Origin of the sequence: Streptomyces sp. NBC_00154 (assembly GCF_026342835.1) — a bacterium.
Lineage (GTDB): Bacteria > Actinomycetota > Actinomycetes > Streptomycetales > Streptomycetaceae > Streptomyces.
The window spans coordinates 1,983,579-2,009,695 of sequence record NZ_JAPEMI010000001.1; the positions used below are offsets into that span (position 1 = coordinate 1,983,579).

13 protein-coding genes are annotated in these 26,117 nt (G+C 71.6%); 11 read left to right on the forward strand and 2 right to left on the reverse strand.

The genetic code is table 11. From position 1 onward, the window contains the following. Nucleotides 1–52 precede the first annotated feature (52 nt). Genes OHA03_RS08690 through OHA03_RS08720 form a run of 7 tightly spaced genes read left to right on the forward strand, consistent with a single transcriptional unit; the run spans nt 53 to nt 15,790 of the window. Nucleotides 53–1,447, forward strand: a complete 1,395-nt coding sequence (locus OHA03_RS08690; RefSeq protein WP_267007979.1) for an MFS transporter — start codon at nt 53–55, stop codon at nt 1,445–1,447. Further along, a complete protein-coding gene (locus OHA03_RS08695) occupies nt 1,356–4,553 on the forward strand; it encodes a type I polyketide synthase (RefSeq protein WP_267002397.1) in 3,198 nt (1,065 codons plus the stop codon). Before OHA03_RS08690 ends, OHA03_RS08695 begins: the two co-directional genes overlap by 92 nt. Further along, entirely contained in the window at nt 4,550–10,180 is a 5,631-nt protein-coding gene (locus tag OHA03_RS08700; RefSeq protein ID WP_267002415.1) for a MupA/Atu3671 family FMN-dependent luciferase-like monooxygenase, read from the forward strand. Before OHA03_RS08695 ends, OHA03_RS08700 begins: the two co-directional genes overlap by 4 nt. Further along, entirely contained in the window at nt 10,177–11,487 is a 1,311-nt protein-coding gene (locus tag OHA03_RS08705; RefSeq protein ID WP_267002417.1) for a M18 family aminopeptidase, read from the forward strand. Before OHA03_RS08700 ends, OHA03_RS08705 begins: the two co-directional genes overlap by 4 nt. Before the next feature lie 33 nt (nt 11,488–11,520). Next, nucleotides 11,521–12,228 (forward strand): thioesterase II family protein, encoded by a 708-nt coding sequence (locus tag OHA03_RS08710; RefSeq protein WP_267002419.1) that lies wholly within the window; start codon nt 11,521–11,523, stop codon nt 12,226–12,228. Further along, nucleotides 12,225–13,070 (forward strand): SDR family oxidoreductase, encoded by an 846-nt coding sequence (locus OHA03_RS08715; RefSeq protein ID WP_267002421.1) that lies wholly within the window; start codon nt 12,225–12,227, stop codon nt 13,068–13,070. The genes OHA03_RS08710 and OHA03_RS08715 overlap by 4 nt, the downstream gene beginning before the upstream one ends. Nucleotides 13,071–13,099: 29 nt before the next feature. After that, nucleotides 13,100–15,790: an amino acid adenylation domain-containing protein gene (locus tag OHA03_RS08720; protein WP_267002423.1), complete on the forward strand. Its 2,691-nt coding sequence runs from the start codon at nt 13,100–13,102 to the stop codon at nt 15,788–15,790. A 52-nt stretch (nt 15,791–15,842) separates the two neighbouring features. Here the strand turns inward: OHA03_RS08720 and OHA03_RS08725 are convergent, their stop codons facing one another. Beyond that, nucleotides 15,843–17,372 (reverse strand): ricin-type beta-trefoil lectin domain protein, encoded by a 1,530-nt coding sequence (locus OHA03_RS08725; RefSeq protein ID WP_267002425.1) that lies wholly within the window; start codon nt 17,370–17,372, stop codon nt 15,843–15,845. A 106-nt stretch (nt 17,373–17,478) separates the two neighbouring features. Between OHA03_RS08725 and OHA03_RS08730 the strand changes: the two genes are divergently transcribed. The 4 genes from OHA03_RS08730 (at nt 17,479) to OHA03_RS08745 (ending at nt 23,615) form a co-directional block, all read left to right on the forward strand. Further along, nucleotides 17,479–18,909: an aspartate ammonia-lyase gene (locus tag OHA03_RS08730; protein ID WP_267002427.1), complete on the forward strand. Its 1,431-nt coding sequence runs from the start codon at nt 17,479–17,481 to the stop codon at nt 18,907–18,909. Between the two features lie 44 nt (nt 18,910–18,953). Beyond that, nucleotides 18,954–19,670, forward strand: coding sequence for a DUF402 domain-containing protein (locus OHA03_RS08735; protein ID WP_267002429.1), 717 nt, complete (start codon nt 18,954–18,956; stop codon nt 19,668–19,670). A 371-nt stretch (nt 19,671–20,041) separates the two neighbouring features. Beyond that, a complete protein-coding gene (locus OHA03_RS08740; protein WP_267002431.1) occupies nt 20,042–22,018 on the forward strand; it encodes an ATP-binding SpoIIE family protein phosphatase in 1,977 nt (658 codons plus the stop codon). A gap of 133 nt (nt 22,019–22,151) precedes the next feature. Then, nucleotides 22,152–23,615 carry a catalase gene (locus tag OHA03_RS08745; RefSeq protein WP_267002433.1) on the forward strand — a complete coding sequence of 488 codons (1,464 nt, stop codon included), beginning with the start codon at nt 22,152–22,154 and terminating at the stop codon, nt 23,613–23,615. A gap of 85 nt (nt 23,616–23,700) precedes the next feature. Here the strand turns inward: OHA03_RS08745 and OHA03_RS08750 are convergent, their stop codons facing one another. Further along, nucleotides 23,701–25,920 (reverse strand): transglycosylase domain-containing protein, encoded by a 2,220-nt coding sequence (locus tag OHA03_RS08750; protein ID WP_267002435.1) that lies wholly within the window; start codon nt 25,918–25,920, stop codon nt 23,701–23,703. Nucleotides 25,921–26,117 lie beyond the last annotated feature (197 nt).

The window sequence follows — 26,117 nt, forward strand, 5'->3', positions numbered from 1 at the left end:
TCGACATCAGAGGTCGTGGTTGCTCGACGAGTATGTCCGGGTGAAGCTCGGCATCGACCAGACCAACAGCCATTCCGACGACGGACCGGACCGCACGGCGCTCGGCGAACGGCGTTATCGATTCCTCGTCGCCGGATACGCCATCTCTTCGTACGGCACCTTCCTGAATATGGTGGCGCTCAATCTGTTCGTCTATGAGACGACGGGCCGGGCGATCGCCATGGGGCTGTTCATGGCGGTGCGGCTGGGGTCCGGCTTTGCCGCCGGCCTGACGGCCGGCACGCTGCTCGCGCGCTTCACCGCCAAGACCGTGATGCTCTGGACGAATGTGGCACAGGCGGCGGTGATGCTGCTGCTGGTCCTTGCACCGGACGGGCTGCGGACGGGCGCACTGGTGGCCGTCTCGGTGGTGGTCGGTTCCTGCGGCACGCTCTTCATGGTGTCGCTGCGCAGTTCCATTCCCGAGATGGTGGGCGCCGACCGGCGCGGCTGGGCGAACTCCCTTTCCATTAGCGGGCGTTCGCTGGCAATGGTGGCCGGCTTCGCGTCGGCCGGTGTGGTCGTGTCGCTGGTCGGTTACACCGCCGCGTTCGTGGTGGACATGGCCACCTTTGTGATCTGTGCCGTGACGGTGGCGCTGCTGCCGATCGCGGGCGGAGGCAGAGGGAAGAACGCTCCGCCGGATTCGGAGGGGGATTCCGGCGGGCGCACCGAACAGGGTGCGGCGGCCGCGGAGAAGACGGGGCGGCGGCGGATACCCGTCGCGTTCGTCGCGCTGGCCGCCGCGCCCGGTCTCGGCCTGATGGTGGCGCTGCGCGGGGTGGACGCGTTCGGTTCGTCGTCCCACAACGCCGCGCTGCCGATCTACTCCACGGAGCTCGACGCCTCGCGCCCGGCCGTGTTCGTCAGCGCCTTCTGGTGCCTGTGGGCGCTGGGGAACGTCCTCGCGCAACAGGTGATCCAGCGGTACGCGAAGCGCACCGGCCGATCGGTGGGTGCGCTGGGCTTCGGTTACGGCACGATCGTGATGTCCGGGGCGTTCATCCTCGCGTTCGCGGGGTTCCCGTTGGTGGCGACGGGAGTGATCGCACTGGTCGCGGGAGCGGCCGACGGGCTCACGGAGGTCTCGTACACCTCGCATCTGCAGACGCTCTCCGCCGATCTGCGCGGGCATGCGTTCGGGCTCTCCGCGACGTTCGAGAATCTTGGCTTCGGCGTCGGAATGATCCTTGTCGCAGCGGCACTTGACCGCTACAGCCCGCTGACGGTCGTCGGATGGTCCCATGGCGCTGCGATGGTGGTCGCGGTGGCGTTCCTGCTCCGGGTGGCGGGGCTGCGGAGGGGAGAGAAGCGCGGTGGTGGAGACGGCGAGGGAGCCGGAGCAGGAGCGGGGGAACGAGAACCGCATCGCGGTGATCGGGATGGCGCTGAGGTTCCCGGGAGCTGACACCCCCGAGCAGTACTGGCGCGACATCCGGGCGGGCGTCTCGCACGTGCGCCGGTTCACCGGGGCCGAGTTCGCCGCCGCCGGGATACCGGAGGCGGAGTACGGGGCGGCGGGGTTCGTCGGGGCGTCGGCGCTGCTGGGCGGCAACGGGCACGACGGCATCGACGGGTTCGACGCCGGGTTCTTCGGGATGAGCGGGCGCGAGGCGGCCCTCACCGATCCGCAGCAGCGGCTCTTCCTTGAGTGCTGCTTCCACGCCCTGGAGGACGGCGGCTACGCCGGTCGCGACGAGTCGCTACGGACAGGGGTGTACGGGAGCGCCGGTTACCGTCTCTACTCCCTGCACAGCTATCTCGCCGAGAACCTGGCCGCGGAGGCACGGTCCGGCGACTGGATGACCGTCAAACAGGTCCAGGTCGGCAACTACCCTGATTTCACCGCCAATCGGGCCGCGTTCCGGCTCGGTCTGACCGGTCCCGCGGTCAATGTGGCGACGGCATGTTCCAGTTCGCTGGTCTCCGTCCATCTGGCCTGTCAGGCGCTGCGCGCCGGTGACGCCGATCTGATGCTGGTCGGCTCGGCGGCGCTGCATCTGCCGCAGGTGACGGGGCACCGCCATGTGAAGGGTTCCACGCTCTCCCGGACCGGTGCCGTGCGGGCCTTCGACGCGGGTGCGGACGGCACGGTCGGCGGCAACGGTGTCGCCGCCGTCCTGCTGAAGCCGCTGGACCGGGCGCTCGCCGACGGAGACACGGTCCACGCCGTGATCCTGGGCTCGTCGGTCACCAACGACGGTGCGGCGAAGACCGGTTTTGCCGCACCGGGTGTCGCCGGGCAGCGAGATGCCGTACTGGGCGCGCTGCGGTCCGCCGGGGTCCCGGCGGAATCGGTGGGTTACCTGGAGGCGCACGGCACGGGCACGTTCAAGGGCGACCCGATCGAGTTCGCCGCCCTCACGGAGGCGTTCCGCCGCCACACCGACCGGACCGGGTTCTGCGCGCTGGGCTCCACCAAACCTGCCATCGGACACCTCGACAGTGCGGCGGGGCTGGCCGGGCTGATCAAGGCGGTCCTGGTGCTGCGGCACGGGATCGTCCCTCCGCTGGTGAACTTCCGGGCGCCGAATCCGGCGCTCGCCGTCGAGTCGAGTCCCTTTGTCCTGCCGACGCGGGAGACGGCGTGGCCGGTGCCTGGGGAGGTACGGCGAGCCGGGGTGCACTCCATCGGGATGGGCGGTACCAATGCGCACGTGATTCTGGAGCAGGCGCCCATGGTGCGGGAGAAGGAGCGGGGGTGGGCCCCGGGACGGAAGCGGAACGTTTCCTCGGATACTCCGTCTCTGCTGCCGCTGTCCGGCGCGAGCCGCGAAGCGCTGGTGGCGTACGCCCGCGCATTCCGCGAGCGGCTGGCACACGGGCCCGGGGCCGCTCCCGCCGATCTGCTGGTAACGGCCGCGCTGGGGCGGCGCCATCTGCGCCACCGGCTGGTCGTGACGTCCGAGGATCCGGTGGCGGGGCTGGACGCGTTCCTGGCGGGGGCGGCCCCGCGCGGCGCGTACGACGCCGGGGTCGTCGAGCAGGAGCCGGAGCGGCCCGTCTTCCTCTTCAGCGGGCAGGGCGGCGGACATCCGGGCATGGCCGCGGAGCCGGCCGCACGCTTCCCCGTCGTGGCCGAGGTACTCGCCTCCTGCGCCCGCGTGTACGAGGAGGAGACGGGCAACGGCGACTTCCTCGGCCGGGTCGTGCACGGCCACGGCCCGGCCGCCTGGACCACCGACTTCGCGCAGCCCGCCCTGTTCGCCCTCCAGATCGCCCAGGCCCGCCTCTGGCAGCAGCTCGGCGTCACGCCCTCGCTGGTCGCCGGGCACAGCGTCGGCGAGTACGCGGCGCTCTGCGTGGCCGGGGCGCTGAGCATGGAGGACGGGATGCGGCTGCTGTGCCGGCGCGGCCGGCTGATGCAGGAGCGGTCGGAGACCGGCGCGATGCTCGCGGCGTTCGTACCGGAGGCGCGAGTAAGCGAGTTGCAGGCCGCCGTCGAGGGGCTGGAACTCGCCGTGGTCAACGGGCCGGCCCACCATGTCGTCGCCGGGCCCCCGGAGGCGGTCGAGGCCGCGCGCGCCCTGCTGGCGGCGGGCGGAGAGGCGTACGAGCCACTGGCCGTGGACCGGGCCTTTCACACCGCCCTGCTCGATCCGGTCCTCGACGAGCTGCGGACCGCCGCGGAGAAGGCCGGGCTGCTCCCGCTCCGTACGCCGTTCGTCAGCGGGCTCGACGGGGCGGTGCGGCACCCGGGGTGGCGGCCCGACGCCGACTATCTGGTCAGGCAGGCACGCCGGACCGCCGACTTCCACGCGGTGCTGCGGGCCGTCGGGTCCACGGGATCCGCTCGACCCACCGGCCCCACCGGCGTGGTCCTCCTCGAACTCGGCCCCTCCGCCACGCTGACCGGGATGGCGCGCCGGGTGCTGCCGGGTGCTGCCCCCGTACCGACATCGGCGTTCCGGCACGCGGTGGCCCGGCTGCACTGCGCGGGGGTGGCCGTCGACTGGGCGGCGCTGCTCGCGGGGTGCGGCGGCCGACGGGTGCCGCTGCCGACGTACCCGTTCCAGCGTCAGTCCCACTGGGCCGGTCCGCCACCGGTCCCCACCACTTCGTACGTACCCGAGCGCACAACGGAGGATGGCATGACCGAACAGGCCGTACTGGACCGGGTTCTGGCGCTTACCGCCGACCACCTCGGCTATCGGCCGTCAGAGGTCGGCGCGGACAGGACGTACGTCGGACTGGGCGCCGACTCCCTCCAACTGATCGGCATGGTGCGACAGTTGGAGGCCGAATTCGGTACGGAGATCGCGATACGGGAGATACTGGAGGAGGCGGGCACCCCCCGGCTCACGGCTCGCCTGATATCGACGCGTACGGCCCGGGAACCGCAGGTGGCGGACGAGCCGGAACCGGTCTGCGCGACGCGCGCCGAGGTAGAGGAACTGACCCGTCAGGTGGCCCAGTTGGCCCGTAACCAGGCCGCGATGCTCACCCAGCTCTCGGATGCCGTGGCCCTGCTGACCGGCATCTCGGCCACCGCCCCCGAGGGGGACCGCCGATGAACCACACGGACGGTGCCGCCGCCGAGGTGGCCCGCGCGGCGGAGCTCTCGCGACGCCTGACCGAGCAGCTCACAGCCGCTGCTACCCCCTCCCCGTACCGCTCCCCCTCCCCCGCTGCCGCTGGCGCACAGCACGGACCCCGCCTCGTCGTGGATCCCGCCGCCGGCATGGCCGGGGCGGGCGCCGACGCCGCTCAGCGCACGCACACCGCGTCCCTCGTCCGGCGGTTCACCGAGCGCACCCGCACCTCGAAGGAGCTGGCACAGCAGCATCGGCCGGTGCTCGCCGACAGCCGGGCCGTCGTCGGGTTCCGCCGGGCCACCAAGGAGATGCTGTACCCGATCGCCGCCCGGTCCGCGCACGGGTCACGGCTCACCGATGTCGACGGCAACGACTACACCGACATCACCATGGGCTTCGGCGCCCTGCTCTTCGGGCACGAGCCGGAGTTCGTCACCGATGCCGTACAGCGCCATCTCTCGCAGGGTCTCCGGTTCGGTCCCCGCTCCCCCGACACCGGTGAAGTGGCAGCGCTGCTGGCCGAGGTGACGGGGATGGAGCGGGTGGCGTTCGCGAACTCGGGTACGGAGGCCAACTCGGCCGCGGTCCGGCTGGCCCGGGCCGCGACCGGGCGCGACAAGGTCGTCATGTTCCGCGGTTCGTACCACGGGCACATCGACTCCGTGCTCGGCCGCCCCGGCGGTCCGGGCGGCCGGGGCGCCGTGCCCGTCTCACGCGGCATCCCCGCGAGCGCCGTCGCCGAGCTGATCGTGCTGGAGTACGGCAGCCAGGATGCCCTCGACACCATCGACGCGCTCGGTGACACCGTGGCGGCCGTCCTCGTCGAGCCCGTCCAGTGCCGCAACCCCGCACTCCGCCCGGCCGACTTCCTGCGGTCGCTGCGCGACCTGACTGCCCGCCGCGGCGTCGTGCTCCTCTTCGACGAGATGCTGACCGGTCTGCGCCCGCACCCGCGCGGCGCCCAGCACCACTTCGGCGTCGTCCCCGACCTGGCCACCTATGGCAAAGCGCTCGGCAGCGGCTTCCCGATCGGCGCGATCGCGGGCCGCGCCGACATCCTCGACGGCGTCGACGGCGGTCTCTGGCAGTACGGGGACGACAGCAGACCCCCGCACGAGACCACCTTCTTCGGCGGTACGTATATGCAGCACCCGCTCTCGATGGCGGCGGCGCGGGCGGTGCTCACCCACCTCAAGGAGGAGGGCCCCGGTCTCCAGGAGCGGCTGAACGCCCGGACCGACGCGCTCGGCGACCGCCTCAACCGCTTCTTCCGGGACGAGGAGTTCCCGCTCGAACTGGCCCACTTCGGCTCGATGTTCCGGTTCACGCACCGCGCCGACATGGAGCTGCTCTACCACCACCTCCTGCTGCGCGGTCTGTACGTCTGGGAGTGGCGCAGCTTCTATCTCTCCACCGCGCACACCGACGACGACGTGGCGGCGGTCGCCGCCGCCGTGGAGGGTTCGCTGCGCGAACTGCGCGACGGCGGCTTCTTCCCGTCGGCGAAGCGGCCCGCCCGGCCGCTGCCGGCACCGCGCACCCGCCCCGCCCCCGACCTCGGCGTCTACTTCTTCGGCGACTACCCGGAGACCGCGGACACGGCCAAGGCGTACGACAGCGTCATCGAGACCGCCCGCTTCGCCGACGAGCGCGGCTTCAGCTCCGTCTGGCTGCCCGAGCGGCACTTCCACTCCTTCGGCGGCCTCTTCCCCAACCCGGCCGTACTCGCCGCCGTCCTCGCCCGTGAGACCGAGCGGATCAGGATCAACGCGGGCTCGGTCGTCCTGCCGCTGCACGACCCGATCCGGGTCGCCGAGGAGTGGTCGGTCGTCGACAACCTGTCCGGCGGGCGGGTCGGCATCGGCTGCGCCACCGGCTGGCACGCGCAGGACTTCGCCCTGCACCCGGACCGGTTCGAGGACCGCCGGGAGATCGCCTTCTCCCACCTCGACGACGTCCGCCGGTTGTGGGCCGGCGAGTCCGTCGCGCGGCGGACGGGCGAGGGCACCGACATCGGCGTACGCATCCATCCCCGCCCGGTGCAGGCCGAGCCGCCGATGTTCCTGGCCACCTCCGGGCAGCGTTCCTCGTACGGGGAGGCGGCCCGGCGCGGGCTGGGGATCGTCACCAACCTCATGAGCCAGACCGTGGCCGAACTGGCCGCGAACATCGACCACTACCGGCGGGTGCGCGCCGACTGCGGACTCGATCCGGACGGCGGCCGGGTGACCGTCCTGGTCCACACCTACCTCGGTACGGATCACGCTGCCGCGCGGGCCGAGGCGCTGGAGCCGATGAGTCGCTATCTGCGCTCGTCGCTGCTGATGCGGTCGGCCGCCACCGCGCTCGGCCGCAGCCCCGAGGACGTGGCGACGGCGAGCGAGGACGACCTGGACTACCTCTTCCGCCGGGCGTACGACCGGTACTGCGACCAGCGGGCCCTGATCGGCACCCCGGAGAGCTGCGCCCCGCTCGTCGACGCCCTGCACAGGGCCGGGGCTGACGAGATCGCCGCGCTCGTCGACTTCGGGCTGCCCGAGGAGCGGATGCGGGCGGGGCTGGAACAGCTGGATCTGCTGCGGCGCCGCACCCGGGAGCGGAAGACGCCGGAGACGCAAGGGTCGAAAGAGGCACAGGGGCCGCAAGAGGCACAGGACATCACCGCGCCCGCCACCTCCGCGCAGCGGCGGCTGTGGCTCGCGGCCCGGCTGCTCGGCAACTCCGCCGCGTACAACGAGACCCAGGCGGTCCGCCTGCACGGCCGGCTCGACGAGTCCGCCCTCCGGGTCGCCCTGGACGGGCTGGTCGCCCGCCATGCCGGGCTGCGGACCGTGTTCCGGGCCGGCAGCGGCGACGAGACCGTGGTCCAGGTCGTCAGGCCCGGGCTGCGCATCCCGCTCCTGGTGACGGACGCCCGGGCGCAGTCCCCCGACGGGGCCGACCGGACGATCGCGGCGGCGCTCGCCGAGGAGAGCGGGCGCGGGTACGACTTGGCCGCGGGACCGCTGTTCACACCCCGGCTGATCCGGCTCGCGGACGACGACCAGGTGCTGCTGCTCGGCATGCACCACATCGTCACCGACGCCCACTCCGCGGGGCTGATGACGAATGACCTGGAGGAGCTGTACCGGGCGGCGGTGGAGAACCGTGCGCCGGTCTTCGCACGGCCTGCCGGCACGACGGCCGGTGCACCGGAACCGCCCCGGGACCCGGCCGATCTCACGTGGTGGCGCGAGCAGTTGGGCGAGAAGCCACCGGTGCTCGAGCTGCCCACCGACCGGCCGCGCGAGCGCCGGGTCGCGGGGCGCGGCAGGGCGGTGGCCGTACGGGTCGACCAGGAGCGGACCGTGCGGTGGCAGGAGTGGAGCGGGGAGCAGGGCGCCACACTGTTCGCGACGCTGTGCACGGCATGGCAGCTGGTGCTGCGCGGGCGGTCGGGGCAGGACGAGTTCGTGCTCGGGTCCACCTTCGGGCGGCGCACCCCCGAGACCCGGGACACGGTCGGCTTCCATGTGGCGCTGCTGCCGCTGCGGGTGTCGCTGCCGGACGGTACGGACGCTGCCGATGCGGTACGGGCCACCGGGCGCGCCCTGCGCGAGGCGGACGAGCGGCAGCTGGTCGACCTGGACGCCCTGCTCGTCGGGGCGCACCCGGACCCGGGCAACCCGCGCCCCCTGATCACCGTGTCGGTGGACCTGGACAACGAGACGCTGTCGCGGATCGACCTGCCGGGACTGCGGGCCGAGGAGGTGCCCGCCGGGACGGAGTCCGCCCCGCTGGAACTGGCCCTGATGGCGACGCGTACCGCATCGGGCCTGCGGCTGCGGCTGCGCTACGACGCGGATCTGTTCGACGCGGGGACGGCACGCGGGTATCTCGACGAGCTGGTCGGGACGCTGGAGTCGATGACGGGAGGTGGCAGGGCCACCGGGGACGAACCACCGCGCTCCACCGCGGACGCGCTCCGGGACGTCTGGGAGTCCGTCCTCGACGTCCGCGGCTTCCCCGCCGAGACCAACTTCTTCGACCTCGGCGGCAATTCGATCACCGCGATCCGCCTGGTCAACCGGGTGCGGGACGCGCTCGGTGTCGACTATCCGATGGCGGACTTCTTCTCCGACGCCACGCTGCGGGCGATGACCGACCAGCTCGCGCCCGAGCCCGCACCCCCCGGGGAGGACGTCGAGATCGTCGACCGAGCGCCGGTCAGCGACCAGCAGGCCCGGATGATCGCCGGACACCACTCCGTACCGCACTCCGAGTTGTGGAACATCCCGACCCGGATCACCTTCACCGGCGCGCTGGACGTGCCGGCCCTGCGGTCCGCGCTCACCGAGCTGCTGGCCCGGCACCACTCCCTGCGGACCCGGTTCGTCGAGGAGAACGCGTCCTGGTGGCAGGAAGTCGTCGCCGCGCAACCCGTCGATCTGCCCGTCGAGGACCTCACCGGCCTGCCGCCGGGCCAACGGCGGCCCCGGGCGGATGAGTTGTGCCGCGAAACCGCCACGACCGCGTTCGACCTCTCGCAGCCCGCGCTTCCCGGTCTGCGGCTGCTGCGCGTCGAGGAGGACCGCTGGGCGCTGATGTTCGTCCTGCACCACATCACCGCCGACGGCTGGTCCCTGTCGCTCCTGCTCGCCGAGATCGCCGCGCTGTACACCGCGGCGGCGAAGGGAGTTCCGCACACCCTCGACCCGCCGGGCTCGCAGGTCACGGAGTACGCCCGATGGCAGCGCGCCCAGGACGACCCGGAGACCGAGGCCCGCCGGGCCGCTTACTGCGCCGCGTACCTCGACGGAGTGCCGTCCCGGGTGCCCGTACCGACCGACCGTCCCCGGCCCGAGCAGCTCAGCGGGCTCGGCGACACGATCCGCGGCCGGGCGTCGGGGGCGGTGCGGGCGGCCGTCGAGATGTTCGCCGGGGCTGTTCACACCACCCCGTTCGCGGTGGCGGCCACGGCGCTCGGAGTGTTTCTGACCAGGCTCTCCGGGGAGCCGGACATTCTGCTGAGCGTCCCGTACGCCAACCGTCAGGGCACCGCCTTCGAATCGCGCGTCGCCATGACGTCGACGGCGGTGATGGTCCGCGTACGACAGGATTCGGCCAATCTCGGGACCACCTGTGCCGAGCTGACGGCGCGCACCGGGGCGGGGGCGATGGGGGCGATGGCGCACGTGCTGCCGACGGCCCGGATCATGCAGACGATGCGCGATGCGGGCGCCGACGACGTGCCGGACCGGGTGCCGCATGTGCTCGCCTTCCAGAACTCCCTCGACACGGACATCGAGATCCCCGGTCTGGGCGTCGAGGTGGAGGATCTGGCACCGCCTCTTTCACGCAGCGAGCTGTGCTTCGGGCTTGCGCCGTGCCGGGACCGTACGAAGGGTTATCGGACGTTCCTGGAGTACTCCGCCGACCTGTGGAACCGGGAGACAGCTGAAGAGCTCCTCAGCTCGTACATCGAGCTGCTCGAGGAGTTCTGCGCCCGGCCGGACCGCCCGGTCCGGGAACTGCTGCTCCCGTCGTCCCCGTCACCCACGCCCTCGAAGCCCTCACCCCCACCCTCACCCTCGAAAGCGAACAGCGGAAAGGCGGACGCCGTATGACGCCGGCCCCCCACCCCAGTCACCGCAGTCACACCGACGACCTGCTCTCCTTCATCCGGGCCAGCCCGTCCCCGTACCACGCGGTGGCGAGCGCCATCCAACGGCTGGAGAAGGCCGGCTTCCGCGAGCTGCACGGTACGGACGACTGGACGGGCACGACCGGCGGCAGCTTCGTCGCCCGCGGCGGCGCCCTGATCGCCTGGTACGTCCCCGAGGACGCCCCGGCGCACACCCCGTTCCGGATCGTCGGCACCCACACCGACTCGCCGAACCTGCGGATCAAGCCCACCCCCGACACGGGCTCGGCGGGCTGGCGCCAGATCGCCGTGGAGATCTACGGCGGGGTCCCGCTCAACACCTGGCTCGACCGCGACCTGGGCGTCTCCGGGCGGCTCGCGCTGCGCGGGCCCGGCGGCACGACCGAGTCGCGGCTCGTCCAGATCGACGAACCGCTTCTGCGGGTCCCGCAGTTGGCCATCCACCTGGACCGTTCCGTCAACGAGGGGCTGGCGCTCGACCGGCAGCGTCATGTCGCCCCCCTGTGGGCGCTCGGCGCGCCCGAGGAGGGTGCGCTGCTGCGCCGCGTGGCGGCGGCCGCCGAGGTGGACCCGGACGAGGTGCTCGGCTGGGACCTGATGCTGCACGACGTCCAGCCGCCCGGATATCTGGGCGCGGAGCGGGAGTTCGTCGTCTCGTCACGGCTGGACAACCTGGTGTCGGTGCACGCCGGCGTCACCGCCCTGGCCGGCGCGGCGACGGGAGCCGAGCCGCCCTCGTACATCCCCGTCCTGGCGGCCTTCGACCACGAGGAGGTCGGCAGCGGATCCGAGACGGGTGCGCAGAGCCCCATGCTGGAGCGGGTCCTGGGCCGCTCCGTCACCGCGCGCGGTGGCAGCTCGGAGGACTGGTCGCGGGCGGTGTCGGGGGCCTTCTGCGTCTCCGCCGACATGGCGCACGCGGTGCACCCCAACTACGCGGAGCGGCACGACCCGGACCACCACCCGCTGCCCAACGGCGGGCCGACGATCAAGGTCAACGTCAATCAGCGGTACGCCACCGACAGCACCGGGATGGCCGTGTTCGCGGCCGCGTGCGAGCGGGCGGGTGCGCCGTGGCAGCCGTTCGTCTCCAACAACGCGATGCCGTGCGGTACGTCGATCGGTCCGCTCACCGCGGCCCGGCTGGGGGTCGCGACGGTCGATGTAGGGGTGCCGGGACTCTCCATGCACTCGGCGCGCGAGCTGTGCGGGGCGGACGACCCGGCGTATCTGGCCGCCATCCTGGGCGCGTTCGTGACGTCCGGCTGACCCTCCCGTACACCCGAGACCGGAAGAGAGACCGTGGAAGAGACTGTCCTGATCTGCCTGCCCTTCGCCGGGGCGGGTGCGTCGTTCTTCACGCCGTGGCAGGGGCAGGCCCCGGCGGGGCTGACGATCCTGCCGGTGCAGCTGCCGGGCCGGGAGAAGCGGTTCGCCGAGCCCGCGTACACCTCGGCGGCCGAGGCCGTGGACGATGCGTACGCCCAGGTCACCGCCGCGCTCGGGGGCACGGGCCGACGCGTGGCCGTGTTCGGGCACAGCATGGGCGCGGTACTCGCGTACGAGCTGGCGCACCGGCTCGAACGCGAGCCCGGGATCCGTCTCGAAGCGCTCTTCGTCAGCGGCTCGCCCGGTCCGTGGACCGCCCGCACCGACCGGGCGGGCGGGCTGCCGGAGGACGAGTTCGTCGCACGGGTGAAGAGCTTCGCCGGGTACGCACATCCGGCGCTGGAGAACCCGGAGATGCGGGAGCTGCTGCTGCCGTCGCTCCGGGCCGACGTACAGCTGCACGAGAGCTACCGGCCGGCCTCCGAGCGGCCGCTGACCGTGCGCGTCGTCTCGGTCCGCGGGCGTGCGGACACGCTCGTCGCTGCGGCCGGCGCTGCCGAGTGGGGGTGGGCGACGAGCGGGAAGCTGAGCGTCGCCGAGCTGGACGGCGGGCACATGTATCTGGCCGACCGGCCGGACGCGCTGCTGGAACTGATCGCCGCCGAACTGGGCGAGGGATGACGACGAGCGGCGGAACCGGGCGGCTGGCCGGGCGGACCGCGCTGATCACGGGTGCGGCACGCGGGCTCGGCAGGGCCTGCGCACTGACGTTCGCCCGCGAGGGCGCGGATCTGGTGCTGCTCGATGTGGCGGGCCCGCTGCCCGGCGTCCCGTATCCGCTGGGTTCGGCGAGCCAGCTCGCGTACACGGCGGAGCTCTGCCGCGATGCGGGCTCCGCCGTGCTGACCCGGCAGGCGGACGTGCGGGATCTCGGCGCGCTGGAGGCGGCGGCGGACGATGCGGAGGAGCGCTTCGGGCGGATCGACGTCCTCGTCAACAACGCGGGGATCGCAGCCCCTTCGGGCCGTTCCGCACACGAGATCACCGAGCCCGAGTGGCAGCTGGTGATCGATGTGGACCTCGGCGGTGCCTGGCGGGCGATCCGGGCCGTCGGCGGGCGGATGACCGCGCAGGGCTCCGGCTCCATCGTCAACATCGCGTCGACGGCGGGCCTGGTCGGCTACCGGAACTTCGCCGGTTACGTCGCCGCCAAGCACGGCCTCGTCGGGCTGACCAAGGCCGTCGCACTGGACTACGCGCCGCGCAAGGTGCGGGTGAACGCGGTGTGCCCCGGGTCGGTGCGGGACGACGAGGCGATGGAGGGCCGGATGCTCGCGGAGATCGCCCGGTCGCTGGAGGTGCCGGTCGCCGAGCACGAGGAGACGTTCGTCCAGGCGCAGCCGATGAACGCACTCGTCGAGCCGCAGGATGTCGCGGACGCTGCGCTCTGGCTGGCGTCGGACGAGTCGCGTCAGGTGACGGGAAGCGTGTTGACGGTCGACGGCGGATTCACGACGCGCTGAGGCGCACCCCTACGAGGAGGAGGACACCGGTGCCAACTGCCGCCCATACGCTGACGGTCCGCCTGCCACTGGGCGCGACGGACGACGGCCCGGTCGCGACCGCACTCGCGACGGCGTCGAAGCGGTGGTGGCCGGACGGCCCGCACCCCCGGCTGTGGACCGAGACCGTCCCGGCACCGGCGGACTCGGCAAGGGCAGCCCGCCGCCGCGAGACGGAGACCCGGCGCCCGCTCGGACCGGGGCAGCTGCTGCGGGTGCTGCTGCTGCGGTACGAGGAGGAGGGCGCGGGTGAGTCCGGGGGCGGGTCGGCGGGCGGGAGCGCGTCCGCCCCTGCGACCGGCGCCACGGACAACCTCGCGGGCACCCGCGCAGGCGGGACCGCGGGCGACCTCGCAGGCGCCCCCGCAGGCGGGACCGCGCAGGGCGCCGTGCGGCCGCCCGTGCCGCGTCCCGGTGATCTCGTCCTCGTCGCCGATCCGGCCGCGTTGGACGCGACCTCGCTCCGGCTGATCTCTCGCGTGCTCTGCGGGGAGGTCGGGCCGGAGGAGGTACGGGCGGCGGAGCACTCCCCCGCAGCGCATCCCGCCCGTGTCCCCGGCCCCGACGCCCTGCGGCGCGCCGCCGCCACCGCACTCGTGCTCGGACGGTACGAGGGCAGGTCGTCCGTGCGCGTGGCCGTGCCCGTATCGGCGCCCGACCGGCCTGGGAACACCCTTGGCGCGTTCGACGGCCGGGCCGTGCTCGAGGCCGACCTGTCCGAGGGCCGCACGGTCGGGGACCTCCTCGCCACTCCCCTCAGTCCCCCGGGCGACGAAGCCGTCGACGAGTCCGCCCCTGCCGAGCGCCATGTCGCCCGCGTACAGGACCAGTTGGCCACGGTGCCGCCCGGGACCCCCCTCATCGACCTCGTCCTGCTCGACGAGACGGAGTCCGCCGAGCAGCTCGCCCTCGGCCGCCCGCCCCGCTCGGCCGTCCCACCGTCCCGCCCTTCCCACCGCATCGACGAAGCCTTCGCGGACCAGGTCGCTCTGCGCCCCGAGGCGCCCGCCCTGACCTGCGGCGAGCGCACCCTGACCTACCGGGAGCTGGACTCCCGCGCCGACGAACTGGCCGCCGGGCTGCGTGCCCGGGGCGTCCGGCCCGGTGACCATGTGGGTCTCTGCCTGCCCCGCTCGACGGACCTCGTCGCGATGATGCTCGCCGTCCTCAAGGCGGACGCGATCTACGTACCGCTGGATCCGGATCACCCCGCGGACCGCCGCGCCCGCACCGCCGAGGACGCCGGTCTGCGGCTGACGGTGGAGGACACCGCCCCCCTCACCGGCCACCCGGCCGACCACCGGGCCCCCACCGCCCGGCCCGCCACCGCCCCGGCGTACGTCATCCACACCTCCGGCTCGACCGGCCGCCCCAAGGGTGTCGTCGTGCCGCACAGCAATGTCCTCGCCCTCATCGACGCCACTCGCGACGACTTCGCTCTCGGCCCCGGCGACACGTGGACGCTCTTCCACTCCAGCGCCTTCGACTTCTCCGTCTGGGAGATCTGGGGCGCCCTGCTGACCGGCGCCCGGCTGGTCGTCGTCGACTACTGGGTCTCCCGCTCCCCTGCCGACTTCCACGCCCTGCTCGTACGGGAGGGGGTCACCGTTCTCAGCCAGACCCCGTCCGCATTCACCCAGCTCATGGCCGCCGACCGGGAGCACGGGGAACGCCGGGGCCGGGGAACGCCGCTCGCCCTGCGCCTGGTCGTCCTCGGCGGCGAACCGCTGGACGCCCGCCCGCTGCGCGACTGGTTCGACCGCCACCCCGAGGACCGCTGCCGGCTGGTCAACATGTTCGGCATCACCGAGACGACGGTCCATGTGACGGCGCAGACGGTGACCCGGCGCACGGCGTTGTCCGGGTCCCGCTCGGTGGGGCGTCCGCTGCCCGGCTGGTACGTGTACGTGCTCGACGCCCGGGGCAGGCCGGTCCCGCCCGGGGCACCCGGCGAGATCCATGTCGGCGGCGCCGGGGTCGCGACGGGGTACCTGGGCCGCCCGGGCCTGACCGGGCAGCGCTTCGTACCCGACCCGTGGCACGGCGGACGGATGTACCGCAGCGGCGATCTGGGCCGGCTGCTCCCGGACGGCACCCTGGAGCATCTGGGCCGGATCGACAGCCAGGTGAAGGTGCGCGGCTTCCGGATCGAGCTGGACGAGATCCGTCACGTGCTGCTGGCCGATCCGTCCGTGACCGCGGCGGCGGTGACGGTTTCCGGGGACGCGTTCCTCGATGCGGCGGGTGTGCGGATCGATGCGTACGTGGTTCTGGCGGCGGACCCGGTCGGCACGGCCGACGACATACGCCGGCGGGCCGCGAAGCTGCTGCCGGAGCACATGCTGCCCGCGTCGGTGACCGCCCTGCCGCGGCTCCCGCTCACCCCGAACGGCAAGCTGGACCCGTCCCGGCTGCCCGCCCCGACGGCCCCGGCCGACGCCCCGGCCGGCACCGCTGCCCCCGCCGCGGCCGACCCCTTCGCCGAACTTACCGGAATCTGGGAGTCCGTCCTCGGCGTGCCGGTCGGCCCCGACGACAACTTCTTCGATCTGGGCGGCAATTCGCTCTACGCGATCCGTCTCGCCACCGCGATGCGGGAGCGCGGGCTGCCTCCGGTGGCGCTGCGGCGGCTCTATCTGTCACCGACGGTCCGGTCCCTCAGCGAGGCGGTGGACGAGTGACGGCGCGGTGGCCGCATCGCGCGACCGCCCCGCCGTCATGCGCCCTGCGGCCCTACGCGAAACGCTGCTTCGCCGACCCGTCGCACGCCTGGAGCTTCAGCGGGTCCTTGGCCGCCGCGAGCGTCAGGCACAGCCCGGTCGAAGCCGCCGGGCGCAACGTGCCCGACTCCCGGACGAACTGCTGGTTCGCCGCCCCCGAGCAGTTCCACAGGATGAGCGTGGCGCCCGCTCTGTAGTCGGCGCCCGGCACATCGAGGCACCGGTCGTGGCTCAGTTCCGTACGGACGGTCTTCGTGCCTGCGTCGTACCACCAGCCCTGGTTGCGGCCGCCGTGGCAGTCCCAGCCCGCGATCTTCGTGTTGTTGCGGGTCACCGACGCGGGGACGTCCACACACGTGCCGGTGGCCTCGTTCTTGAGGGGCTCGAAGACCGAGTCCCAGGCGGCAGGCTCCAGGACCGGCTTTCCGGTGCTCGCCGGGTCGGCGCAGCTCGCCTCGCGCAGACCGGAGTTGTAGATCTGGGTCAGGCAGGAGGCGAAGGCGGCGTGCCCGCGCGCATTGGGGTGGAAGGACTGCCGGACGGAGTTGGAGTCCGGCGGGAAGTGCGACAGGTCGATGTAGAGGCCGCGTGCCCAGGTGTCCTCCATGCAGACCTCGTGGCCGTGGAAGAGCCGGGAGTTGTCGAGGTAGACGGCCCCGGTGTCGGCGGCGGCCCTGCGCATTCCGCGCTCGAAGGCGGGGACGGCGACGTTACGGCCCCAGGCGGCGTCGGAGTCGTAACCCGCGCAGCCACCCGGAATCTTGCCGGGGAAGTTCGGGTTGTCGTTGAAGTCGGGGCCGATCGGGCTGGGGTAGCCCATCACCACGAGCTTGTAGTCGCCACTGGCGTAACCGGCGTCGGACATGACGGTCTGCAGGTCGCGTACGGTCTTCTCGACCTTGGGGACGAGCCCGTCGACCCGAGCCTGCCAGCCGCCCTCGTACGTCGGCCGGCACGCACCCTGCAGGAGCACCCAGCGCTCCACGCAGTCCGTCATCACCGGGCCGAACTGGAGGTCGTCGTTGGCGCCGGCCACGAGCACGATCATCTTTATCCGGGTGTTGCGGGCCTTGATGGCGAGGTTGTCGCTCTGCACGAGTTCGTCGGCGTACTGCCTGGATCCGCCGATCACGATGTTTCCGGTGTACGCGCCCGAGCAGGAGACGTTGTACGTGACGTCGGCGGGGATCCCGGTGCGGTGGATGGCGGAGTCGGGCGAGCGGTGGCACCAGTTGTCGGGGCCGTTGGTCCCTGCCTCGTACGTTCCGACGCCCTCGCCGGAGATCTCGCTGTCGCCGAGCGAGATCAGCCCGGTCCTGCGGTCGGCGAGCGGGCGCTCGGCCGGGTCGCCGTACAGCCGGGTGGCTTCGGCGGCGCGGATGGCCTCCAGCTCGGGCGGGAGGGGGGTGGATGCGGTAGGGGTGGTACCGGACCGGTGTGCCGCGCCTGCCGGTCCGGCGGCAGCGGTCATGCCGCCCCATACCGCCGCCACGGCCGCAGCGGCCGCGACCGTGCAGCGGACTCTGTGTCTGGTGCGCCTCATTGCGCCTCCCCGGGTTGTGGTTACCCCCGGTATTTACTGGCCGGTAGGCGAATTGGGAATACGCAGAACAAGACAAGTGCTCAACTTTTTCAGGAGGTTGAAACCCATGGACGACGCGCAGACACCCGCCGGCACGGCCGACTCCACCGGCGCCACCGAGTACCGCATCGAGCACGACTCGATGGGTGAGGTGAAGGTCCCCGCGCACGCCAGATGGCGGGCCCAGACGCAGCGCGCCGTGGAGAACTTCCCGATCTCCGGCCAGCGTCTGGAGCGGGCCCACATCGAGGCCCTGGCCCGGATCAAGGCCGCCGCGGCCAAGGTCAACGCCGAGCTCAAGGTGCTCGACCCGGACATCGCCGACGCGATCCAGGAGGCGGCGGGCGAGGTCGCCGACGGCCGCTGGGACGCGCACTTCCCGATCGATGTCTTCCAGACCGGGTCCGGCACGTCCTCCAACATGAACACCAACGAGGTCGTGGCAACCCTCGCCACCGAACGTCTCGGCCGTGAGGTCCACCCCAACGACCACGTCAACGCCTCGCAGTCGTCCAACGACGTGTTCCCGTCCTCCATCCACATCGCCGCGACCGCGGCCGTCACCGGTGAGCTGATCCCCGCCCTGGACCATCTGGCGGCCGCGCTGGAGCGCAAGTCCGCCGAGTTCGCGACGGTGGTGAAGTCGGGCCGTACGCATCTGATGGACGCGACGCCGGTGACCCTGGGTCAGGAGTTCGGCGGCTACGCCGCGCAGATCCGGTACGGCATCGAGCGGCTGAACGCATCGCTGCCGCGCCTCGCCGAACTGCCGCTGGGGGGCACGGCCGTCGGCACCGGCATCAACACCCCGCCCGGCTTCTCCGCAGCCGTGATCGCCGAGATCGCCCGCGTCACGGGGCTGCCGCTCACCGAGGCCCGCGACCACTTCGAGGCGCAGGGCGCGCGGGACGGACTCGTCGAGACGTCGGGCCAGCTCCGTACGATCGCGGTCTCGCTCACCAAGATCTCCAACGACCTGCGCTGGATGGCCTCCGGCCCGCGCACCGGATTGGCCGAGATCAGCCTTCCCGACCTGCAGCCGGGCTCGTCGATCATGCCGGGGAAGGTGAATCCGGTCATCCCCGAGGCCGTCCTGATGGTCGCCGCCCAGGTGATGGGCAACGACACGACGGTCGCCGTCGCTGGCGCGGCGGGCAACTTCGAACTGAACGTCATGCTGCCGGTCATCGCGAAGAACCTGCTGGAGTCGATCCGGCTGCTGACCAACGTCTCCCGGCTGCTCGCGGACCGTACCGTCGACGGGATCACGGCCGACGTGGAACGGGCCCGGGAGTACGCGGAGTCCTCGCCGTCCGTCGTCACCCCGCTGAACAAGTACATCGGTTACGAGGAGGCGGCCAAGGTCGCCAAGAAGTCGCTCGCCGAGCGGCGGACGATCCGTGAAGTGGTGCTGGCCTCGGGGTACGTGGAGCGCGGCGATCTCACGGTGGAACAGCTCGACGAGGCGCTCGACGTGTTGCGTATGACCCGCCCGTGACGTGGATCGCAGCAACCGGGCGGCGGCATCCCTAAGATCTCTCCATGGCAGGTACGGGAGACAACGCGCGCGCAGAAGTCGATCGCTCGGACGTCGCGTACTGGGCGCCGGGCGATCACATCCTGTGGCGCTACCGCGGCAACGGTCCGCGGTCGCCCGGCGGCGCCCACAGCCCGGTCCACATCTGCCGGCCGGTCACCGTCGTCCAGGACACGGACGAACTGCTCGCCGTCTGGATGGCGCCCGGCACCGAATGCATCAGACCGGTCCTCGCCGACGGCACCAGTGTGCACGCCGAGCCGCTCGCCACCCGGTACACCGCGCCCCGCACCGTAGCCCGCTCGACCTGGTTCGGCAGGGGCGTGCTGAAGCTCGCCCGGCCCGGCGAACCCTGGTCGGTCTGGCTGTTCTGGGACCGCGGCTGGAGCTTTCGCAACTGGTACGTGAACCTGGAGGAACCGCGCACCCGCTGGGCCGGCGGCGTCGACTCCGAGGATCACTTTCTCGACATCGCCGTACACCCCGACCGGAGCTGGCGCTGGCTGGACGAGGACGAATTCGCCCAGGCGCAGCGGGTCGGTCTGATGGACCGGGACACCGCGCGGCGGGTACGGCAGGCGGGCCACGCGGCCGTCGGCGTCATCAACGCCTGGGGCACGCCGTTCCGGGACGGCTGGGAGAACTGGCGGCCCGATCCGCGGTGGCAAGTGCCCGCGCTGCCGGATGACTGGGACCGTACGCCCTCGCATATGCCGTCGTGAGACCCTTGATGCACCCCAGGGGGGCAAACGTAGGATCGTCCTCCGGAGGGCTGCTCCGCTCCAACCGGGGGGCGCGGCACTGGACCTGATCGCAAGTCATCGCACGAGTTGCACGATCTTCATGAGCCGCATCAGTTGCATGAGCCGCAACAACCGCACGAGCCACTACGAGGGGGTGGAGATGTGCACGCTGTCCGCCGCCGAAAAGGCGGAAACGTTGTCAGCGACACACCCCGCAGGCATACGGTTTCGGCCCCTCGGAGCTGGGCAGGCGGTGGCAGCCGTTGTCATCACCGCTCTCGCCGGGGCACAGTGGCGCCCCACAAGGTGATTGCCTCATACAACCGGCCCGGACGGACGGAACCCCACGCGTGACGGAGCATCCCACCTCCCACGAAGGCCGGCAGCCTCTCGCCGCCCGGTCGCAGGAACGCGCCCGGCCGCGGCAGCAGGACGCCGCGCCGGCAGCCGCCCCTGCCACCGCGGCGATCCCCGGCCCTGCCGCGGCGTCGGGCCCCAAGCCCGCCACGCCCCCGGGCACCGGCTCGAATCCCACGGCGATTCCCGGCCCTGCAGCGGCACCGACCCCCGCCGCGGCGGCGGGACCGGACCCGCAGACGGTGGCTCGCCGCGAAGGTGACCGGCTGCGCTTCGTGGGCGCCGCGACCCGCCGGATCGCCCGCGGCATAGATCTGGACGAGATCGTCCTCGGCCTGTGCCGGGCCAGCGTGCCGACGTTCTCCGACGCCATACTCGTCTACCTCCGCGATCCGCTCCCGGTCGGCGACGAGCGCCCGGCCACACCGTTCGTGCTGCGGCTGCGCCGGTCCGACCGGCTGCGTTTAAACGATGAGGAGACCGAGACCTCCCCGGAGACCGAGCGGCTGCGCCCGCCCGCCATCGACCCGCACGCCGACCTGACGCCCGCGGCAGAACTCTGCGAGGTGCAGGCGGGCGGTGCGCTCGCCGAGGTGCTGCGCGGCGTACGGCCCGTCTTCGGGGACTCCGCGGCGGCCCGCGTCGCCCTGCCCGAACTGCTCGGCGCCGGGCGCACCGTCCCCTCCGGCCACCGGGTGATCCTCGCCCCGCTGCGCGGCCGCCGGCGGGTGATCGGTGCTGCCGTCTTCCTGCGGGGGACCGAGCGGCCGCCGTTCGAGGCCAACGACCTGCTGGTCGCCGCCCAGCTGGCCACGCACACCGCACTCGGCATCGACAAGGCCGTGCTGTACGGGCGCGAGGCGTACATCGCCGATGAGCTGCAGCGCACCATGCTGCCCGACTCACTGCCGCAGCCCACCGGCGTCCGGCTCGCCTCCCGCTACCTCCCGGCCGCCGAGACGGCCCGGGTCGGCGGTGACTGGTACGACGCCATCCCGCTGCCCGGCAGCAGGGTCGCCCTGGTCGTCGGCGACGTCATGGGCCACTCCATGACCTCCGCGGCGATCATGGGCCAGCTGCGCACCACCGCACAGACCCTCGCCGGGCTCGACCTGCCGCCGCAGGAGGTGCTGCACCACCTGGACGAGCAGGCGCAGCGGCTCGGCAGCGACCGGATGGCGACCTGCCTGTACGCGGTGTACGACCCGGTCGCGCACCGGATCACCATCGCCAACGCCGGGCACCCGCCGCCCGTACTGCTGCATCTGGGCGGCCGCGCCGAGGTGCTGCGGGTGCCGCCCGGCGCCCCGATCGGCGTGGGCGGAGTGGACTTCGAGGCCGTCGAGCTGGATGCGCCCTCGGGCGCCACGCTGCTGCTGTACACCGACGGTCTGGTGGAGTCCCGGCTGCGGGACGTCTGGACCGGCATCGAGCAGCTGCGCGAGCGGCTCGCCGCCACCGCCCAGCTCACCGGACCGGATCACTCGCCGCCGCTGGAGGCGCTCTGCGACGACGTGCTCGACATGCTCGGCCCGGGCGACCGGGACGACGACATCGCGCTGCTCGCCGCCCGGTTCGACGGGATCGCGCCGAGCGATGTCGCGTACTGGTTCCTGGAGCCGGAGGACTCCGCCCCCGGACGGGCCAGGCGGCTGGCCCGCAGGGCGCTCAGCCGGTGGGGTCTCGACGAGCTCTCGGACTCGGTGGAACTGCTGGTCAGCGAGGTGGTGACCAATGCGGTGCGGTACGCGGAGCGACCGGTGACGCTGCGGTTGCTGCGGACCGACATCCTGCGCTGCGAGGTCGGCGACGACGCCCCGCAGCTGCCCCGGCAGCGCCGGGCCCGCGACATGGACGAGGGCGGCCGCGGCCTGTTCCTGGTGAACCGGCTGGCCCGGCGGTGGGGTGCGACCCGGCTGTCGACCGGCAAGGTCGTCTGGTTCGAGATGCCGACCCGCGGCCAGCAATAGGGCGCCGACGAAATAACCCAAGTCTGGACAAGGTCCACATGTTGCCGACCTCTCGTCGTCGGAGTTGACTCAGTCGTGACCGGGCGCCGCCTGGGCGACCTGACCGACACCCCGCACCGACGGGAGGACGCTCGTGACCGAGGAAACCAAGAACGCTCCTTACACCACGAACAACGCCGGGATCCCGGTGGAGAGCGACGAACATTCACTCACCGTCGGATCCGACGGCCCGATCCTGCTCCAGGACCACTACCTCATCGAGAAGATGGCCCAGTTCAACCGTGAACGGGTCCCCGAACGGGTGGTCCACGCCAAGGGCGCCGGGGCCTACGGCACCTTCGTCGTGACCAACGACGTCAGCCAGTTCACCAAGGCGGACCTCTTCCAACCGGGCAAGCAGACCGCCATGCTCGCCCGCTTCTCCACGGTCGCCGGCGAACAGGGCTCCCCCGACACCTGGCGCGACCCCCGCGGCTTCGCGCTGAAGTTCTACACGGAGCACGGCAACTACGACATGGTCGGCAACAACACGCCGATCTTCTTCGTACGGGACCCGATGAAGTTCCAGGACTTCATCCGCTCGCAGAAGCGCCGCCCGGACAGCGGGGTGCGCGACCACGACATGCAGTGGGACTTCTGGACCCTCTCCCCCGAGTCCGCGCACATGGTGACGTGGCTGATGGGCGACCGGGGCATCCCGAAGACGTACCGCAACATGAACGGTTACAGCTCGCACGCCTATATGTGGGTGAACGCGGGTGGCGAGCGGTTCTGGATCAAGTACCACTTCAAGACCGACCAGGGCATCGACTTCTACACCCAGGCCGATGCCGACGAGATGGCCGGTATCGACGGCGACGTCCACCGCCGCGACCTGTTCGAGTCGATCAAGCGCGGCGATCACCCGAGCTGGACGCTGTACGTCCAGGTGATGCCATTCGACGACGCGCCGGACTACCGGTTCAACCCGTTCGACCTGACCAAGGTGTGGCCGCACGGCGACTACCCGCTGATCGAGGTCGGCCGGATGACGCTGAACGAAAACCCCGAGGACTTTTTCGTCCACATCGAGCAGGCGTCCTTCGAGCCGTCGAACCTGGTGCCCGGCATCGGTCCGTCGCCCGACAAGATGCTGCTCGGCAGGCTCTTCTCGTATCCGGACACCCACCGGTACCGGATCGGTCCGAACTACGCGCAGCTGCCGCCGAACCGCCCGCGCTTCGGCCGGAACTCGTACGCGAAGGACGGCCCGATGCGGTACGAGCCGACGCGCACGGGAGCGGTCTACGCGCCGAACTCGTACGGCGGACCGGCCGCGGACACCGAACGCTTCGGCGACCCGGCGGGCTGGGCCACCGCGGGCGAGATGGTCCACGAGGCGTACAAGCTGCACCGGGAGGACGACGACTGGGGCCAGGCGGGCACGATGGTCCGCAAGGTGCTCGACGACGCGGCGCGCGATCGGCTCGTGTCGAACATTTCCGGCCATCTCCTGGACGGCGTGAGCCGCCCGGTCCTGGAGCGGGCACTGCAGTACTGGCGCAACGTCGACAAGGACCTCGGCGACCGGATCGCCAAGGAGGTCAACGGCGGCTGACGCCGTCGGACGCGGACAACATGGGAGAGGGGCGGTGCCGGTCGGCACCGCTCCTCTCCCATGTGTTCACTGCTCTCTCATGCGTTCACTGATTGAGCGAGTTGTTGTTTCCCGGCCGCCCGGAGTTCCCTCCCCCACCCGGCAGGACGGGGGACTCGCTCGGCAGGACGGGGGACTCGCTCGGCGTCTCGATGGGCGACTGACTGGCCGAATCGCTGGGCGTCTCGATCGGGCTCTGCGAAGGCAGGTCCGACGACTCGGACGGCGACGGGTCGGGGCTCTCCGACGTCGAGGGGGTCGTCGACGGGCTGGCCGGCACGGAGACCTCACCGCGCTCCACGTCCTGAAGATCGAACTGGGCACTGGAGCCGCCGCCCAGCGCGCCGAGGGTGTAGTCCGCCCAGATCTGCGCCGGGAAGCCGCCACCGTTGGCCCGGCCGGCGTTCGCGGTACCGGTCAGACTGACCTGGCCGCCGCCTTCCTTGGGGGATTCACCGAAGAGCGCCACAACCGTGGTGAGCTCCGGGGTGTAGCCCGCGAACAGGGCGGACTTGTTGTTCTCCGAGGTGCCCGTCTTGCCCGCCGCCTCGTAGGCCGAGGTGTTGGCCGCCTGGCCGGAACCGCTGTCCACGACGCCCCTCAGGACGGAGGTCACGGTGTCGGCGGACTTGCGGCTGATCACCTGATTCCCGATGCCCTTGACCGGGTCGACCGTGCGGTCCCGGTGCTTGGCGGACTTCACGATGAACGGGGTGACCTTCCGGCCGTGGTTGTCGAGCGTGGCGTACGCGCCCGCCATGTCCCAGGTCGAGGCGTTCATCGTGCCCAGTGTGATGGCGGGGCGCTCGGGGAAGTTCTGGTCCGGCACACCGAGCGCCAGCGCGGTCTCCTTCACCGCGGGCGGGCCGACGTCGACCACCATCTGCGCGAAGACCGAGTTGATCGACTTGTTCATCGCGGTCTGCACGGTGACGTCACCGTAGCTCCGGTTGTCCTCGTTCTCCGGGGCGAACGGGGTGTCGCTGCCCACGACCGGCCGCTTGCTGGTGCCGTCGTAGCGGGTGTTGACGCCGATCAGATCGCCGTCCTGGGTTTTCGCCTCGTTCTCCAGCGCGGAGGCGAGCACCAGCGGCTTGAAGGTGGAGGCGGGCTGGTAGTCCCGACGCGTGGCGTTGGAGAAGTAGTGCTTGACGTAGTCCACCCCGCCGTAGAGCGCGACGACTGCGCCGGTCTTCGGGTCGACGGAGGTGGCACCCGCCTGGACGGTCGCGTCGACCTTGTTGCCCTCGCGGTCCAGCTTGGACTCCAGCTGGCGGTCGACCGCCGCCTCCAGCAGCTTCTGCCGCTTCTTGTCGATGTTCAGGGTGAAGGTCCAGCCGCCGGCCTGCCGCATGTCCCCCGTGATGCCCTGCTTGTCGAGCTCCTTGTTGGCGGCCTCGACGAGGTATCCGGTCTGGCCCTCCATGCCGCGGGCGGGCTTGGGCTTGTCCGGGACGGGGAACTTCAGGGTGTCGCGCTGGGCCTTGTCGAGCCAGTGCATCTCGACCATGTTGTCGAGCGTGTAGGCCCAGCGCTCCTTGACGAGCCTCCGGCCGGTGGGCGTCGCGACCGCCCAGTCGTACTGGCTGGGGGCCTGGAGCAGCGCGGCCAGATAGGCACCCTGGGAAACGCTGAGGTCCTTGGCGTCGACCCCGTAGTAGGCCTGCGCCGCGGCCTGGATCCCGCTCGCGCCGCGTCCGTAGTACGCGGTGTTGATGTACCCGGCGAGGATGTAGTTCTTGTCCTTCTTCTGGTCGACCTTGAGCGAGATCACCAGCTCTTTGAGCTTGCGGCTGACCGTCGGGTCCTGCGTCAGGTAGTAGTTCTTCACGTACTGCTGGGTGATGGTCGAGCCACCCTGCTTGCCCTTGCCGGAGAGCGTGTTGAGGATGCCGCGCGCGGTGCCCTTCAGGTCGACGCCCTGGTCCTTGTAGAACGTCTTGTTCTCGGCGGCGACGAAGGTGTGCTGCACCTCCTTGGGGACCTCGGCGAGGTCCACGATCTGGCGGTTGACCCCGTCACCGGTCCGGGTCAGCACTGTGCCGTCGCTGTACTGGTAGACGTTGCTCTGCCGCTCGGCCAGGGCGTTGGCCTTGGGTATGTCCACGTACAGGTAGAGCGCCACGAAGGCGCCCATGATCAGCAGGCAGAACCCGAAGAACGTGCCCAGCATCTTCCGCCAGGTGAAGAGTCTGCGTATGCCGCCGCTCTTCGCGGCCCGCCGCGCTCCGCGCTGCTGGGCTCGTCGCGCATCCGCTCGACCCATCGCTGTATCGCTCCCGTTTCTCTGCTCGCCTGATCCGCTCGGCCCAGACAGCTAACACTGTCGACAAGGACAAAATGCAGCCGATCCGGTCTTTTCCGGACGTGACAATCAGCACCCGTTCCCTAAGGAACCGACTCCCGGGAGGTGCACATGGTTGCGAATTCGCTTAATGTGTAATCACATTGCTAGCAACACGC